General features: G+C 41.3%; 12 protein-coding genes and 1 pseudogene. 4 read left to right on the top strand and 9 right to left on the bottom strand.

The window, feature by feature from the left end; all coding sequences use genetic code 11:
- Entirely contained in the window at positions 1-663 is a 663-nt protein-coding gene (locus tag H3302_RS18215) for a YoaK family protein (protein WP_182396454.1), read from the bottom strand.
- A gap of 128 nt (positions 664-791) precedes the next feature.
- Between H3302_RS18215 and H3302_RS18210 the strand changes: the two genes are divergently transcribed.
- Positions 792-1,823 (top strand): LacI family DNA-binding transcriptional regulator, encoded by a 1,032-nt coding sequence (locus H3302_RS18210; protein ID WP_065978951.1) that lies wholly within the window; start codon positions 792-794, stop codon positions 1,821-1,823.
- On the opposite strand, the gene gtfA is transcribed toward H3302_RS18210, so the two are convergent.
- Positions 1,820-3,292, bottom strand: a complete 1,473-nt coding sequence (gene gtfA, locus H3302_RS18205; RefSeq protein ID WP_182396453.1) for a sucrose phosphorylase — start codon at positions 3,290-3,292, stop codon at positions 1,820-1,822. The genes H3302_RS18210 and gtfA overlap by 4 nt on opposite strands.
- 138 nt (positions 3,293-3,430) lie before the next feature.
- Between gtfA and H3302_RS18200 the strand changes: the two are divergent.
- Together H3302_RS18200 and H3302_RS18195 are read left to right on the top strand one after the other, a co-directional pair.
- A pseudogene (locus tag H3302_RS18200) lies at positions 3,431-4,650 on the top strand (MFS transporter).
- A 152-nt stretch (positions 4,651-4,802) separates the two neighbouring features.
- On the top strand, positions 4,803-7,202 hold the full coding sequence (locus tag H3302_RS18195; RefSeq protein WP_065978948.1) for a TonB-dependent receptor: 2,400 nt from the start codon (positions 4,803-4,805) through the stop codon (positions 7,200-7,202).
- Between the two features lie 65 nt (positions 7,203-7,267).
- Here the strand turns inward: H3302_RS18195 and H3302_RS18190 are convergent, their stop codons facing one another.
- From H3302_RS18190 to H3302_RS18175, 4 genes are all read right to left on the bottom strand, one after another.
- Complete coding sequence (locus H3302_RS18190) at positions 7,268-8,473, bottom strand: sugar efflux transporter (protein ID WP_244223160.1); 1,206 nt, start codon at positions 8,471-8,473, stop codon at positions 7,268-7,270.
- 218 nt (positions 8,474-8,691) lie between these two features.
- On the bottom strand, positions 8,692-10,200 hold the full coding sequence (locus H3302_RS18185) for a trehalase family glycosidase (RefSeq protein WP_118845186.1): 1,509 nt from the start codon (positions 10,198-10,200) through the stop codon (positions 8,692-8,694).
- Between the two features lie 9 nt (positions 10,201-10,209).
- Complete coding sequence (locus H3302_RS18180; protein WP_180311704.1) at positions 10,210-11,460, bottom strand: sugar MFS transporter; 1,251 nt, start codon at positions 11,458-11,460, stop codon at positions 10,210-10,212.
- A 103-nt stretch (positions 11,461-11,563) separates the two neighbouring features.
- Positions 11,564-12,571, bottom strand: a complete 1,008-nt coding sequence (locus H3302_RS18175) for a LacI family DNA-binding transcriptional regulator (protein ID WP_065978945.1) — start codon at positions 12,569-12,571, stop codon at positions 11,564-11,566.
- A 260-nt stretch (positions 12,572-12,831) separates the two neighbouring features.
- On the opposite strand from H3302_RS18175, the gene H3302_RS18170 reads away from it, so the two are divergent.
- Positions 12,832-15,090, top strand: a complete 2,259-nt coding sequence (locus H3302_RS18170) for a TonB-dependent receptor (RefSeq protein ID WP_180311705.1) — start codon at positions 12,832-12,834, stop codon at positions 15,088-15,090.
- Between the two features lie 54 nt (positions 15,091-15,144).
- Here H3302_RS18170 and H3302_RS18165 read toward each other — a convergent pair whose 3' ends face one another.
- The 3 genes from H3302_RS18165 to H3302_RS18155 are packed head-to-tail and all read right to left on the bottom strand — an operon-like array spanning position 15,145 to position 16,802.
- The gene (locus H3302_RS18165; RefSeq protein WP_182396452.1) at positions 15,145-15,765 is read right to left on the bottom strand and encodes a GDSL-type esterase/lipase family protein; all 621 of its coding nucleotides are present in this window, start codon (positions 15,763-15,765) and stop codon (positions 15,145-15,147) included.
- The gene (locus H3302_RS18160) at positions 15,765-16,289 is read right to left on the bottom strand and encodes a DsrE family protein (protein WP_182396451.1); all 525 of its coding nucleotides are present in this window, start codon (positions 16,287-16,289) and stop codon (positions 15,765-15,767) included. Before H3302_RS18160 ends, H3302_RS18165 begins: the two co-directional genes overlap by 1 nt.
- Before the next feature lie 48 nt (positions 16,290-16,337).
- The gene (locus H3302_RS18155; RefSeq protein WP_036972327.1) at positions 16,338-16,802 is read right to left on the bottom strand and encodes a flavodoxin family protein; all 465 of its coding nucleotides are present in this window, start codon (positions 16,800-16,802) and stop codon (positions 16,338-16,340) included.
- Between the last annotated feature and the right edge of the window lie 49 nt (positions 16,803-16,851).

The raw sequence follows: 16,851 nt of genomic DNA, 5'->3' as shown, positions 1-16,851 counted from the left end.
TTACTCTGTAATACGGTGCGAATATACTCGGTAAGTCACTGCCAACAAAATACAAATCGTACTCGGCACCAGCAAAGCTAAAAAGGCAAACTGGATAAAAAACCAGGCCCCTAAACAGCCGCCGATGATAAAACCTGCGATGATCAGCAAAAACAGTTTGGCTTTTCGTTTATCTAACGGCTCCCCCCGAAAAAAGCGCCCAAACATAATACCTAAATCAGTAAAAATTCCCGTAACATGGGTCGTACGAACAATAGCCCCACTGTAAGTGGTCGCTAGTGCGTTTTGCAAACCACACGCCGCCGAAGCCAAAAAGTGCCCATAGCCAGATCCCTCTGACAACAACCATAACACTCCCAATAATAAAAAAGCTTCAATAAATAGCGCGGTGTCGTAATGACGCCCTAACTTTAATGCCGAGCTGTTCAGTAAAAAACCAGCAATGCATGATCCGACTAAAAAAGACACAAGCACGCCGAGCACATGTACAAGACCCAATACACTGCCCTTAATCATACCTACACCAAGTAAGGTGGCCGTACCCGATAAATGCGAGACTGCCTGATGTTCAAAACTAAGCAACCCAATCGCATTGACAAACCCCGCGACTAACGCAAGGATCAATGCGCCAACTTCTACCCATTTTGGTAATTTTGAAATCAAACCTCATCACCTTCGTAAACAAAAAGTCAGTTAATCTGTATGTTACGCTTATTTTTATCGTTAAAAACACTTTTTTTCGGGTCTTTCTATGGTAATTTACTGATAAGTAAATCGATTAAGTTGCCACCATGTCAAAACCTAAAAGCTGGACCTTAAAAAGTATTGCCAATGAATTAGGGGTTTCAAATGCCACCGTATCAAATGCGTTTAATCGTCCAGATCAACTGTCGAAAGCACGCCGAGAAGAAATCTTAGCTGCGTGTAAAAAACTCGGGTATTTCGGGCCAAATAAAGCCGCGCAATCATTGCGCCGTGGCACCTTTAATATTGTTGCCTTAGTGCTACCTGATAGCGTTGAGTATATGGTGTCAGATCCAGTGGCGAGTAGTTTTATGCGCGGTGTGTCATCGGTACTCGAGAAAAATGGCATTAACTTGCTGCTATTTTCTGGCAACAGCGACAACCTTAACAGCGTCGTTGACTTTGTTGACGGCTTTATTTGTTATGGTAGACCCCGAAATAAACAGCTAGTCGAACAGTTAAAAAAAGTACCAAAACATGTCGTTACTGTAGACTTTGACATTGGCCGTGAAGCGTCGGTCAATGTGAATAATCAACAAGCAAGTTTTGATATTGCCATGCATGCCCTCGAAAATAGTGATGATCGGGTGGCAATTTTAGGGCTCAGACTCCTTAATGATAATGTGTTGTGCCGAGTATATGAACATCATGAGTTTGAAGCAGGGCAATCTATCGCGCACCAACGTTTGCGGGGTTATCACCAAGCGATTAACGAAGCGGGCGTCACACTTAGCGATGATAGAACGTGGAATATTCCTGAAAGCAGTGAACGCTTCGCCAGTATTGCAGCTAAAGAGGCATTAAGCAGCACTCCCCGACCTAATGTCTTATTATGCATGAGTGATTTAATTGCTTTAGCAGCCATGCGTGAGGCTATCAAAATGGGACTTTCTATTCCAAACGATGTCAGAATTGTCGGGTTTGATGGTATTGATGAAGGCCAGCGATTTGTGCCAAAACTTACAACAATACATCAAAATAGCGAAGAAAAAGGCCGCTTAGCAGCGACCTTATTTTTATCAAAAGAACAGCAAGTAGCGCAGATTGACTACCAGCTGCAAATAGGCCAAAGCGGTTAAGCGATAAAGTCAGCCAGAGAAATTAAAACTTGCTCATTATCATGCTGATCAATAATGAGGACTTCTCGGCTGGCAAAATTCACTTTAAGTTCAATTGAACTATCATCTTTATGCCAGTTTAAACAGCAACTAGTGCCTTCGCCTTTAACATTAAACTCACCATTAAATGCAGGATGTTCGTTACGCAGCTTAATCAGTTTGATCAGTCCGTTAACAACCGGTTTAGCGAGTGCTTTATCAATATCAGCCGCGCTCAGATATGGGCGATTAATATCACGGCCTACATTGGTGTTAGCCAATAAATCCATGTCATTTTCACACGCAAATAATCCGCCATAGTAAACCTGTGGAATACCCGGCGCAAAAAACTGTATGGCACGTGCGAGTAAATAATCAAAATCGTCTGCGCCAAGTGCGTTGTAATAAGTACAATTCACTTGATACAAGTCAACATTACTTGCAGCCGCACCGGTTGCTAAGCGACTTTGACCCTTGCTTTTTTCATGTATCGTTTCAACAAGATTATCAATTTGTTCAGCATCTAATAGCCCTGGCTTTTCACCCATTGGACCCGCATCAATAATGCCAATACCGTCATGTGTATCAAGCACGGTTAAACAATTACGCGGTGAAATAGCCAACCAGTCTACGAGTGCATTAGCGTTGTTACTGAATAAACTATGTAAAATCAAAGGAGGAAGAGCAAAGTCATATACCATATTGACACGTTTAGCGACTTCAACCTGTGTTTGATAATGGCTGTGGATTTCAGCAATGGTTTCCATGCCTAAATCATTTGCCTGAGCAGACAACTTGTCTAAATAAGCAAACGTTTCATCGAGCATAAAGCAGTTTGTGCCAGCTTGTTTAATTGCATAGCCTGCAGCGTCTAAACGAATGATATTGACGTTGTTTTCTGAAAACTTAGTTAATACATTATTTAAGTATTCAATACCTGCTAATGACTTAACATTTATATCAATTTGGTTATCGGTAAACGTGGTCCAAAAGTCATACGTATTACCGTCACCACACTTAATAGGTGTGAAACAGCTACCAGGGCGTGGACGATAAATGGCTTTTTGTTCTGTTTCAGACATTCCATTTGGGAAAACATCGTCTTTGGTTAAGAACAAATCCCAAAATTCAGACTCTTTGCCTTTCGCTAATACATCTTTAAATTGATATGACTGAGCAGACACATGATTGACGATTAGGTCAGCCATTAAGTCATAATTTGCACCTAATGCTTGAATGTCTTGCCAACTGCCAAGGCGTGAATCCACTTCACTATGATCAATGGGATCAAAACCAGCATCACTGCCGTCAATCGGGTTATAAAATGGCAATAAGTGTACACCTGCAAACACATCTTTAAGTGGGCCATTTAATAAATTACTTAATTCATCAATACCTTGACCAGTAATCCGGTCTGCGTAGGTGATTAATTGCACTTTATTGTTGATCATAATTGTTAATACCAAGTTGAAACTTAATCGATTAAGTTATATCTTTAACCACGACAGCAAATTATTCAAGCAGTTTTTATAACTTTTATACACTAAGATACATAGTAAAGGCGCAAGCCTTCATGTGAGGATACAACCATGAATAGAACACACGATCCTTTGCAAACGATTAGATGGCTGACATATATGATGTTTTTTATGTTTGCTATGACATCAGATGCCGTCGGTATGATCATTCCAGAGCTTATTAAAGAGTTTGATCTCAGTATGACGCAAGCCAGTGCTTTTCATTATGCACCGATGGCTTTAATTGCGTTTAGCGGACTGTTTTTAGGTTTTCTTGCCGACAGTTTAGGCCGTAAACAAACAATTATGCTAGGACTGGGTTTGTTTACAATTAGCTGCTTTTTATTTGCAGTGAGCAGTAGTTTCATGGTGTTTGTCCTGTTGTTAAGCTGTATTGGCCTTGCTATAGGCTTATTTAAAACAGGTGCACTGGCTTTATTAGGTGATATTTCTAAAAATAATTTAGAACACACCAAAACAATGAATTTAGTCGAAGGTTTCTTTGGTGTTGGCGCCATTGTCGGCCCTGCGTTAGTTAGCTTTTTAATCACCCAGAAAGTCAGTTGGACCTACCTATACCTTATCGCGGGTATAATGTGCTTAATACTCACGATTACCGCTTGGCGAGCTGACTACCCTAAACCTAAAAAGCAAGACAAGCATGCAAAGCCAGCCTCACTTGCCACAACCATGGAAATGATGAAAAACCCATACGCGCTAGGATTTTCGCTAGCGATTGCACTTTATGTTGCAACCGAGGTGGCGATTTACGTTTGGATGCCGACACTTTTAGGTGACTATCAGGGTCCATGGCAATTGTTAGCGACCTATGCACTTACATTGTTCTTTATTTTGCGTGCCGCAGGGCGCTTTATGGCAGTGTGGTTATTAAATCATTTTAGCTGGCAAGCAGTAATGCTGTACTTAAGCTTAGGGATAGCACTGTGTTACATAGGGCTAATTTTAGGCGGCGTTGAGTGGGCTGTGTTTTTATTACCACTATCAGGCCTGTTTATGTCAATGATCTACCCTACTTTAAACTCTAAGGGAATTTCATGTTTTGCAGTGCAGCAGCATGGAGCTGTGGCTGGCGTTATTTTATTCTTTACCGCCCTATCAGCCGCCGCAGCCCCCTTTTAATGGGCATGATCAGTGATTACTTCGGGCATATCCGCTATGGCTTTTACTTAGCGACAGGGTTCGCATGTTTACTATTTTTAGCCATGCTCTATAACTATTTACGCAACCCTGCAGAGCACGCTTTAACTCAACACAGCGCGTTGAGCCATTAAAAAGTTATTTAAAATCAACGTTTGAATAGAAAACGTGCAACTTTTTGTTTAAAAATACTGGCACTATGTAAATTAATTGCTATCTTAACTTAATCGATTAAGATTAAATTTTAAGACAACAAAGTCACCTTTGGATTGAGATGAGGCACATTATGACAACACACAAACACGCCCTATACACTCTAAGCGCCTTAGCGCTTGCTATCAGCCACAATCTGTATGCTGAAGAGCAACAAGCACCGCAGGAAGCAAAAAAAACAGGCCTTGAAACAATTGTTGTGACGGGTGTACCCCGCCGCACAACCATCATGGCATCTAGCTCTTCGGTCAGCAGTGTTTCATTGGCTGAAATTGAAGTATCAACACCTCGCTCAACAGCAGAAGCATTTAGAACCATTCCGGGTGTGCGCTCTGAATCAACGGGTGGCGAAGGTAATGCAAATATCGCAGTTCGCGGCTTACCTGTCGCATCGGGGGGTGCTAAGTTCTTACAACTACAAGAAGATGGCTTACCCGTTATGCAGTTTGGCGATATTGCCTTTGGTAACGCAGACATTTTCATGCGCTTAGATTCTACCGTACAAAGCGTTGAATCTATCCGTGGTGGCTCAGCCTCTACCGCTGCAAGTGACGCCCCTGGCGGTATTATTAACTTTATTTCTAAAACAGGTGAAAATGAGTCAGGCAGCGTGTCAACGACAGTGGGCCTTGATTTCGACTCAATTCGCACAGACTTTGAATACGGTACTTATCTAAGTGACAGTGTCCGCTATCATATTGGTGGTTTTATTCGCCAAGGTGAAGGTCCGCGAGAAACTGGCTACACATCAAACAAAGGCGGTCAAATCAAGGCTAACCTAACCAAAGAGTTTGATACAGGGTACGTGCGTGTATACTTTAAGCACTTAGATGATAAAAGCGTGGGTTACCTGCCAATGCCAATGTATTCAAATGGCGACTCAATCCCAGGCTTTGACGCACAATCAGACACACCACATTCAGCATTATTTACACAAACCTTGCGCCTAAATGGTGATAACCAAATTAGCACCGGTGACATGACAAATGGTATGAACCCTGAAGTAACATCGCTAGGGTTTGAAGCTGCATTCGATTTAGAAAACGATTGGCGTATTGAAAATCGCTTTAGAAAATCATCTGTTAGCGGTAACTTTATTTCTCTTATTCCTGCCGAAGTTGCCAGCGCAAGCTCAATCGCTTCAAGCATTGCAGGCGACGGTGCATCACTGATTTATGCTAATGGTGGCTCAGCTGGTCAAAACTATGGTGATAATCTGGCCATGCGTATCCACACATTTGATGTAACGCTTAACGACATGGGCTCTATCGTTAATGACCTAAAACTAACGAAGTCATTCTCTGATGACACCAGTGTTACTTTTGGTTACTTTGCATCTAGCCAGTCAATTGACATGTCGTGGCTTTGGAACTCATATGTTATGGAGCTTAAAGGCGATAATGCAGCCCTGCTTGATGTGGTAGCAGCCAATGGCGACAATTACTCAGAAAACGGGTTATACGCATACGGGACACCCTATTGGGGAAATTGCTGCCAACGTAATTACGATACCGAGTACGAAACACGTGCTCCTTATATAAACGTTGCTACCAAGTTCGGTGATTTAAGTATTGACGCAAGCGCTCGTTATGACAGCGGTGAAGCTCGTGGTAACTATGCCGGCGCTGTAACATCTACTGTCGATATGAATAATGACGGCGTTATTTCGATTCCAGAACAAAATGTAGCGGGTATCGATAACGCAAACCCAAGCATCGTTAACTATGACTGGAATTACAGCTCATATTCTGTCGGTGCGAACTATCAAATTGATCCAAGTTTTGCGACTTTTGCCCGCCTGAGCAAAGGCGGACGTGCGAATGCTGACCGTCTACTATTTGGTAAGGTTCAAGCTGATGGTTCAGTTGCAAAAGAAGACGCGATTGATGAAGTAAACCAGTACGAAATCGGTGTTAAAAAACGTTTTGATTCACTGTCAATCTTTGCAACCGCTTTCTATGCTGAAACCGAAGAGCAAAACTTTGAAGCAACATCACAAAAGTTCTTTGACCGCGAATACGAGGCTAAAGGGATTGAGATTGAATCGACTTACTTTATCGATGCATGGGATTTCCGTGGTAATTTAACTTGGACTGATGCCGAAATTGCAAAAGACGCGCTTTCGCCAGAACTTGTTGGTAATACACCACGTCGCCAGGCAGATCTAATTTACTCTTTAATGGCGCGTTATAACTTTGATAAAGGTTCTGCTGGCTTAAGCTTTATCGGCACAACGGATGCGTACGCACAAGATAATAACGACCTGAAGTTTGATGGATACACGCAAGTAAATGGCTTTGTAAGCTATGACTTATCTGAAAACTTAAACTTATCGCTAAATGTAAATAACCTATTTGATACAGTGGGTATTACCGAAGCAGAAGAAGGGTCAGTGCCTGATAACGACATTATTCGTGCTCGTACAATCAATGGCCGTACAACATCACTAACATTAAAATATTTATTTAATTAATAAACACTCCCTTGTTTTAGCCCAGTATTTACTGGGCTTTTTCAGTTTAATACCATGACGCTTAACTAAATTGCTGAGTGTTCAACAAACCGCTTTTCGGTCTGCGCTTCTTTTTGTTTCAGCAACCTAAAAAGCGCTAGGCATAACATAGCAAACAATGCGGTTGTAATGGAGCCAAGTGTTGCAAACCGGAAGCTATAAAACTGTGCAATAATACCTGTAGCACCCGCCCCGCACATTACCCCGAGCTTAATTGCATTGGTATAAAATGCAGATGTAAAGCCAATACGATCTGGTAATTGGTCTTGTAAAACCGTTAAACCAATCCCCGCAAAAATACCGTAAAACACACCATTTAACAGTTGCAAAGCGATTAAGTGCCATACTTCAAAGGCAAAAAATACACCGACATAAAACACGATCGCACAGCAAAAAGCCCCAGCAAGCAATGTTATTTTATTGTGTGTTCTAGCAAGTTTAGCGCTATACAACATAATTGGAATTTCTAAAAAAGCCACCACCCCCATAAATATGCCTGGTGTGTGCTGTGCAAAACCCAGTTCATTAATACTGTAAAGAGGCAGCGCTGAGGAATACATTATGTTGCCTGTAGAACCCAACATAATGGCTAAACCTAAACACCAAAACGAACTGGGGGTCACTGGTGCTTGCTCACCAAGGCCGGTGCGCTTTTTGTTGTTGTAGTCTGGAATAAATAGAAAAGCAAAAATGAGTGCGAGTAATGCACACCCAGCAGCAAAATAAAAAGACAAACTAAATTGCCCACCCGACGCTAACAAATAACCTAAGGGCGGCCCACCGACCCAAGCAAATGAAATGGCAGCACGCAGACGCGAATTAAAGCTTGTTATATCAATGTTATCTTGTCGAGCTGCCCATTGCCTAGCGACTGTCATCATTTGCGGTATTGCAGCATTACCCATCGCTAAAAACAGCACTCCAGCAAGCATTACTTGCCAAAATGCAGTTGCATTGGCAAACGTAATGAGCGCACACACCATTCCTGAAACAGCCACCATAAACAGTGAACGTGCGCTTGTGCCTTTATCAGCCAAACCGCCCAGCCATTGGCTAATCACTATACCCGTTAAGGTAACCGCAACCATGTAAACACCTAAATATATAGGGGGCGAATTAAGGCCTTCAACAATAAATAAACTCATTAATGGGTTTACAAACGCGCCCATTAAGCCAGTTAACATACTGAGAAGAATAAAAATAACACCATGCTGCTTGAGCAACGTTTTCACGAAAAGACCCCATATAATGAAAAACCCACTATGACGTTACACAAGCCACAGAGGTTATTTAAAGGGCGCAAATTATACATGGCTTTTAGGTGAATTTCATTTTGTATTACAAATAAATTAAGAACCTTATGGCCACATTATTGAATAAAGAACGACTGTTACTAAAGAGCACGCTCACGAAATTACTACGTAACCATCGTTTCGTTAAGCCTCTCGTATTACGTATTATTAGCTAACAAAGTGTAAAATCGAGACGTTACTCCATTTGTCCAACCAAAGCCTTGCTGTACGGAGTATTCCCCGCCACCAGCACGGCTTACTAAATCACACACATTGTACTTTTCGAGCAAACATTTATCTTCAGCAAAGCGCATTTCAATCATGTTTAACCACTGTTTCATTATTGTTTGTGCGTCGTTGTGGTAGCCATAATCAATCAGTCCTTTTACTGCAAACCACTGCAACGGTGCCCAGCCATTTGGGCTATCCCACTGCTGTGATGTTGTACATAACGTGGTAACTAAACCACCCGATTTTAAAAACTCATTCATCAATTTTTGCTTTACATGTGCGGCTTGCTGTTTAGATGCAGCACCAACAAATAAAGGCACAGCCATCGCTAAAGAGTCCACTTGGTTTTGGCGTTTTAATCGAATATTAAAATCTCTGTATACGCCTGCTGACTCATTCCAACAATACTCATTTATCGCATTTAAACGTCGCGCTGCAAAATCAATATAATATTCACTCTGTTGATGTTGCCCTAATAAGTCATGATAATGCGCAAGCGTCTTCTCCAAATTATACAGTAAGCTATTCAAATCAACGGGGAGAATATTGCTCGTTTCTATACTTGTTAAATCATCACCGTGTTTAAGCCAACGACTGCTAAAATCCCAGCCCGATTCACAGGCTGCTCGAATATGTTGAAAGTAGTTTCGCTGCTGATTAGAACCAAGCGTTTTAGCGTCATGTAAATCTTCTTTTAATGACTCAGGGCGAGGAGTGGCAGCGCTATCCCAATAGCGATTCAAATAAGCACCATTAGGCATTCGCACCACACGCTTAGAAACCAAATGTTCTGATGAAAGCTTGTCACGATCACGCATCCAAAACTGATACTCTAATTCAAGTGCGGTCACCCCCTTTGCTAACCAAACAAAATCAGCATTTTGTCGGTACTTTGCTTGCCACAGCATATGTATCATTAACGCTAGAACCGGTGGTTGAGAGCGAGAACTGTAGTAACTTCTATTGCCATTGGGAATACAACCAATGCGATTTTGCAAATCAATAAAGTTATTTACCATTGCTTCAATTGTAGCTAAGTCACCAATATCTTCTAAGCCAAGCGCTGTAAAGTAACTATCCCAATAGTAAATTTCCTGAAAACGCCCGCCCGGGACAATGTAGTCATAGTTAAGCGGTAACAATGAACTTGATTCATTAGTATCTGCAGCACGGTGTAAGTGGGGCCAAAGATCTGCAATATACTGCTTCACTGAAAGAGAATCTAACTTAGCAGATGGCAGAGTTTGGTCGGCGAACGTAAAATGTGTCATTACAAACGCATGTAATTCCTCACCTTTTAATGGGCCTATCTGTTGATAACGATCACAAGCAACTTGCCATGATTGATACGGTATAGCATCGGCGAACATCTTTGAATCAGCAAACACTTCTGCCAGCTGAACATCATTAAATAATTGGCTGTTTACAAAGCTCATAATCATCCTTTAGCAGGCGTTAGACGCTGCTAGATACTGCGGTTTTAACGTTAATTTTTTGAAAATTGCGACACTGACTAGTAATAAAGCAATAGGAACAAGAGTTAGGTAGAAGGCGTGCTGACCGCTAAATTTATCAAACACAAAGCCTGTAATAATCGAGCCAGTTGTCCCCCCAAGTGCTGAGAAAACAACAATTAATCCTGTCATTGCTGCATGCTGGTGTTTAGCTAAAGAACTTAGCATCACAGAATTAAGTAATGGGTAGATAGGCGCCATAAAAAAGCCAATCAAGGGCAACATATACGCGGCAAAAGGCACATCAAACACACTGCTTATTTTACTGCCATCAACATCGTGTGTTAGCGGTAAAATCAATAACACCAGTACCGCCATAGCAATTAAACAACTCAGTAATAATTTAAACCAACCAATAAAACGCAATAATTGCCCAGCGACTAACCTGCCGAGTGCTAAGGCGGCGGCAAATAAACTGGCAAGCTGAATACTGACATCAACAGGGAGTTTTAACACTTGATTATTAAAAGTGGGTAGCCAGGTTCCAACCCCCTGCTCAACTAAAACATATAAAAAAGCACTCACAATGAAAATAAGCACCAAAGGCTGATAAGTGAGCTGTAGCATGTCAATAAATGCGTGCACTTGAGACTGCGATTGATTACTACGTGGCGGCGATTTTATGGGGGCTGTGGCTACGGCTAACACTGCAATAGCAATAATAAGTGCTAGCAGATAATACACATTTAACCAGTGACTACTTTGCGGGTTATTAGCATCAATAAAGAGAGCAAAAATCCAGTAACCCGATAACACCCCCAGCATAAAAATACCTTCGATAGTGTTCAGTAACGCTGAATGTTTATTTGCAGTGTCTGTTACTTGACCAATAACAGAGTAAACAGCAATTTTCATTACTGCAAAACTACACCCAATCGCTGCAAATAATGCTTTTAAAGCCCAAAACTCTGCAATGCTCGGTACAATTAAACAGAGCATAGCCACTAATATTAACGCACCTAGCATCGCGACTTTGTAGCCTAATCGTGGAATGAATGACGCCACAACAAAAGACACAATCGCGATTGTGAGATCCTTGTATCCTTCTAAAACTGATGCGTTTGTTTTACTGACATCTAAACTGTTTATTGCCTGTAAAATAACAGTGCCGACACTATTGAGCATAATAGCAAACACAAAATAGCTGCATGCCAATGCAATCGTTATTCTTATTGGGGTCATTCGCTCTAGCCTGTGATTATTTTTATTCAGTCTAGTTTAGTGCAAAATAAAATGCAAACGTTTGCAAAATCAAAATAAAGCGATATATAAGTATAAAAGTTGGCTAACGTTGGCTTGATTGCCTATTAATTAATTCAATTTCAATAACTTGAGATTCTACTTTTTGACCAGCGAGCTGTGCTAATAATTTTTCAACCAAGATAACAGAGGCTCGTTGCGTGTTTTGTTTAACACTAGAAAGCGAAGGGTGGCTAATATCTGCCATTGCAATATCGTCAAAACCAACGAGGGCAACATCGGTAGGAATACTAATATAACGCTCTTTTAGTGCTTTCATTGCACCTAATGCCACCATATCACTACACGCCATAATGCCATCAAAGCATAGCCCTTTTTCAACCAATAATTGGTTTATCCCTTTGTAAGCTGCACTACTCGTAATATCAATAGAAACCACGTGCGGTATTGCTTTAGCAGCATTAAGTGCATCCATATAACCCCGATATCGCTCACCTATTTCGGCATGATCAGGATCCCCTAAGAATAAGATGTTCTTAGCCCCCTTTTCGAGCAAGTGCTCCGTAGCAAGACGCCCGCCCAAGTAGTTATCGCTGCCCACTATAGGGTAATTACTGGGTGTTTTTGGGTCACCCCAAACAACTAAAGGCACACCAGCTCGTGCTGCAGCTTCAATGTTTACTTGGCTTTTACCTTGTCCTACAACAATAATTCCATCAGCACGACGACTATTAATAAAATAATTAGCCCAATCATCATTAGCCATAAATGAATTTGATAGCAACAATTCTAAGCCGTGGTTATTAAGTGCAAGATTAATCTCGCCGACAACTTTTAGTAAAAAAGGGTCATTGATAGATTGTTCGGTATCGCCATCAAGGTTGATTATGACTGCAACAACATTCGTTTTTTGCGTACGTAAACGACTAGCGGCAGTATTTAAACTAAAGTTATGCTTTTTAGCTAGTTGCTGAAGCTTGTCACGAGTTTCCTTTTTAATCAAAGGGTTATCATTTAACGCACGGGATACTGTCGACGTAGATACACCCGCTAACTTAGCAAGATCAGCTAACTTTAATTTTCTATCGTTCATGATGTTAAAACACTGCCTTCCTTATTACTTGAGTGTTCAATATATCATTATTTAGCATAAATCGCTGCGCGGCTATAGATAATATTTTTTCAATAGATACATCAACAAACAGACTCTGTGTTCAAAAATAAAGCAAAACTTGCAAAAAATAATTGCAAACGTTTGCATAACATTCTAAGGTTTAAAAAAGCATCGCATTAACATTTCCATAAATACTGTTAGTGCTGTGGATTCAACAATACAAAAAATAGGAACACACAATGACAACAACACACACTCGCAGTGCAGTTGCCTGCGCTATACTGTTTGCAATTAGTGGCCAAACTGCAATGGCTGCGGAACAAACTGAAAAACAAACAAAAGAAAAAGTAGAACGCATTGTTGTATCAGGCACACCTGCGGGTGTAGGCGTACGTAAAATTGATGCTGGCTATGCAGTTACAAATATTGATGCAGAGCAAATAATTAAACTATCACCAAAAAGCACGGCAGATTTATTTAAAGCTGTACCTGGTGTGTGGGTAGAAAGCTCGGGTGGTGAGTCTGGTGCAAACGTATTTGTGCGTGGTTTTCCTGGAGGAGGTGATGCGCCATTTTTAACCTTAAGCCTTGATGGTTCACCTATTTACCCAGCTCCAACCTTGTCATTCCTTGAGAACTCGTCGTTATTTCGTATCGACGAAACCATTGAAACAATGGAGGCATTGCGTGGCGGTCCAAACCCTGTTGTATCGAATGGACAGCCTGGCCTAACCACTAACTTTCGTCTTAAGCGAGGTCATGAAGATACCGAAGGTATGTTCAAATACACAACATCAGACTACGATTTACAAAGAGTTGATGCAGTCATAAGTGGTGAAATTTCTGATGATTTATATTTCATGGTGGGTGGTTATGTAAAAAGCTCGCCAGGTATTCGTGACGCAGGTTTTACTTCAGAAAAAGGTAACCAATTCACTATTAACATCACAAAAGTGCTGGAAAAAGGCGAAATCAATGTATATACACGCCAAACAGATGACCACGGTGCATGGTACTTACCAACACCTCTTAATGTTGATGGCATTGACGCCAAATACACGCAGCTAGGCACTCTTAATCGCCAAGCGATTATATACACAGGACCCAATAACGAAGCACATCAAGTAGATATTGGTGATGGTCGGGGTTGGAAAGGTCATGTATCGGGCGGTAGCATCAAACTTGAATTTGACAACGGCTGGAACTTCACAGATCGCTTTAATATCACCAAAGGTGATGCAAACACCTACGGTTTAGTACCGAGTGGCTCGGCAACAACTGTTGCTGACGTTGCCGATAATGGTGAATTTGCAACGGGAGCGGCAACAGGCACGGTGTATGACGCAGACACCCCTATACAACAACTCGGTCGCTGGGTCGTTTTAAAAGAGATTAGCTCATTTACTAATGACTTAGCTTTTTCTAAAAAGTTTGGTGATCTTTCTACTGCATTTGGCTACTACACAGCAAATACTTCAGCCAATGATTGGTGGAGCTTAGGTAATACTGCTTATCATGTGCTTGAAGCTGGCGGCGAAATGCTAGATGGAATAGCGTGTAATGCAAGTGTTGAAGGTTGTGATTTTAATTACGACATAAACTCAACAGGTGATGCACGCACCAATGCTTTCTACACCACTGCTCAGTTTACACTTAATGAAGCATTTACACTTGATGCGGGTATTCGCTTTGAAAACCATGAAGTTGAATACAGTGTTGATGAGGGACTAGATGGTGTGATCAACAAAACCGTGCAATATGACGAAAGCAAAACGTCATGGACAACCGGCATAAATTACTCAATTAACGACGATATGGGCGTATTTGCGCGCGTGAACCGTGGTTACAAAATGCCTTACTTCGATGATTTTCGTGATAACTTTGGAGCTTACGAGGGAGGAGAAAAGTTAATAAAAGAGGTAACCCAAGCAGAGTTTGGTTATAAGTTACTGACTGATAGCACTGATTTCTATGCAACTCTTTTCACCAATGAAGTAAAAGGTGACACGTTTGTTCGTCGCCCAGGTGTTCCCGCTGAAATCTTAACGAACGAAGCATACGGTATTGAGCTTGATTACAACTATAACCACGAGTCTGGTTTCTCAGTCAACTTAAACTCTACTCTTCAAGAAACTGAGATCACTGAAAGCCCCAGCAATGAAGGTAACGAGAGCCAGCGTCAGCCCAAATGGCAAGTGCGTGTAACACCAAGCTATGACTTTGAAGTAAGTGGCATGTATGCAACGCTATACGGCACAATATCAGCAGTTGATGACCGCTTCGGCAACAACGAAAATACCGTTGTGTTAGAAGGCTACGAAAAAGTTGACCTAGGTTTAATTGTAGAGCCGATGGAAGGTATAAAAATACAATTAGCCGTAGATAATTTAACAGATGAACAAGGTATCACTGAGGGGGATCCCCGCAATGCTGATGCACCAAATGGTCGTTACATTATGCCTCGCACTACACGTTTAAGTGTAAGTTACGCATTTTAAAATAACCTCCCAAACCCTTGATTAAAAGGTTAAAGCCCAAGCCACCGTGTTTCATTACCTGTGGCTTTTTTGCTCACAAAGCAAATAATGTAATTTATGTGCCAATTGTTTATGAGACTCATCGGTTAAATGTAAACCCTCTTTCTTACATGGCGCTATATTCTCAGTAATATCTAAAAACACACAACCGTGATGCCCACATACTTTAGAAAAAGCATCTAACAATACGGGTATTTTAGCACTCGCCCCTGCATAAATAGACTGATAAGCCCCTACCTCGTAAATCTTTGGCGGACTCAACACCACAATTTTTGGCAATTCACGGTGCAGATAGTGGTTTTTTATTTCGATAATTAGCGTGTCGAGTGCGTTTGCAATATCAGCAACCGACAATGCAAATCGGCGCTTTAAATCGTTCGTACCTAGTTGAATAATAAGCGTATCAACATGATAGGCTCGTAGGTAAGGTTCTAAATATTTCACACCTAATTTATCACCACTAAACGGGGGCTCATTGGTCAGTGTACGGTTAGGTTGTCCGGCTTCGATAACCTGATACCCCGCCCCTAATTTAATGCCCAGCAAACTTGGCCAGCGCTCATTATCGTTGAAACGCTTGCCATCTACAGGCGAGATCCCATACGTATTTGAGTCACCAAAACAGAGAATATTCATTAGAATGGATTCAAGGTATAACCCTGTTGCTGTAAGAGTGCATGCGCTGTCATGGCTGATAGTGCCATTTGTACACCGGGGATCAGCTGCTCTTGTTTAACTTTCATATGGGTTGCCGACTGGCCGCATACATAGACAACCGTATTATGCGCTAATAATTGTGAAATCAATTGCTGGTTTTTATTGTCGCTATTAAAACGCTGCTTGTAAAAACTGTTCTCGAGTAGATCGACACTTGCCCCGCCATGTACAACTAAAGCCAGTTGAATATTTTCAGGTTTTACACCATGGGCAATATGCATATTAATAAAGCGTGCTAACGAGTTAATACTATTATTTTGCTTACCCTTTTGTGCAGCATCGGCCACATCAAACACGACTTTGAAGGTCGCTTGCTCTGCGATAGGCGCATGATTTAGTACGTCATAATAAAAACCAAAACCTTCAATTGCAGGCTTAGTTTGCTCGGCATGGCTAAACGTGGTTAACAAGGTAAGCGATAAGCCTAATAGCGTTGATTTCATAAAGAATCCTGTTACTTTTTTACTCTAGCCTACCCTGTTTATCTGCGTTTAACTAGCCTCAATATGTTGATGTGCTTTAAAGCTCATGCCTAAATAATTAAAGGTGTTTTTAAACATGTCAATAAACGCATTCGGCGCTTTGGCAGAGCCTGCATTTGATAACAGTGAAAACTGTTTTTCACGCAGTGTTCTCAGTTTTGGTCTGAGTGTTTCGTCATCCATATAATCGGTTATACGGTCTAAAAATGCTTTGAACTGGGGTGTCGTGTTATACCAGTAAACAGGCGATGCAAGTACCCAATGCTCGTACCCTAATAACGCCTCGAACACCGCATAAAAATCATCATTTTTGTACTGCTTGTCATAGCAATATGGCGAGATACTATAATCATCAAGGCAAACCACATCGCCACCATATTGTGTTTTATAATCATTTACTTGCAAACTTGTATTACCTTGTTTTCGGGCACTTGAATAGATAATTACCGTGTTTGTAGTCGGTTTTTGTTGCATTACTGTCACTCCTTTTTTTATGATGGGTGCAGCGTAAAACCTCAAGCTA

Source organism: Pseudoalteromonas sp. MT33b, assembly GCF_014117385.1.
Lineage (GTDB): Bacteria > Pseudomonadota > Gammaproteobacteria > Enterobacterales > Alteromonadaceae > Pseudoalteromonas > Pseudoalteromonas lipolytica.
The sequence above is the reverse complement of the archived record's forward strand: the minus strand, read 5'-3'. Positions and strand labels throughout refer to the sequence as shown.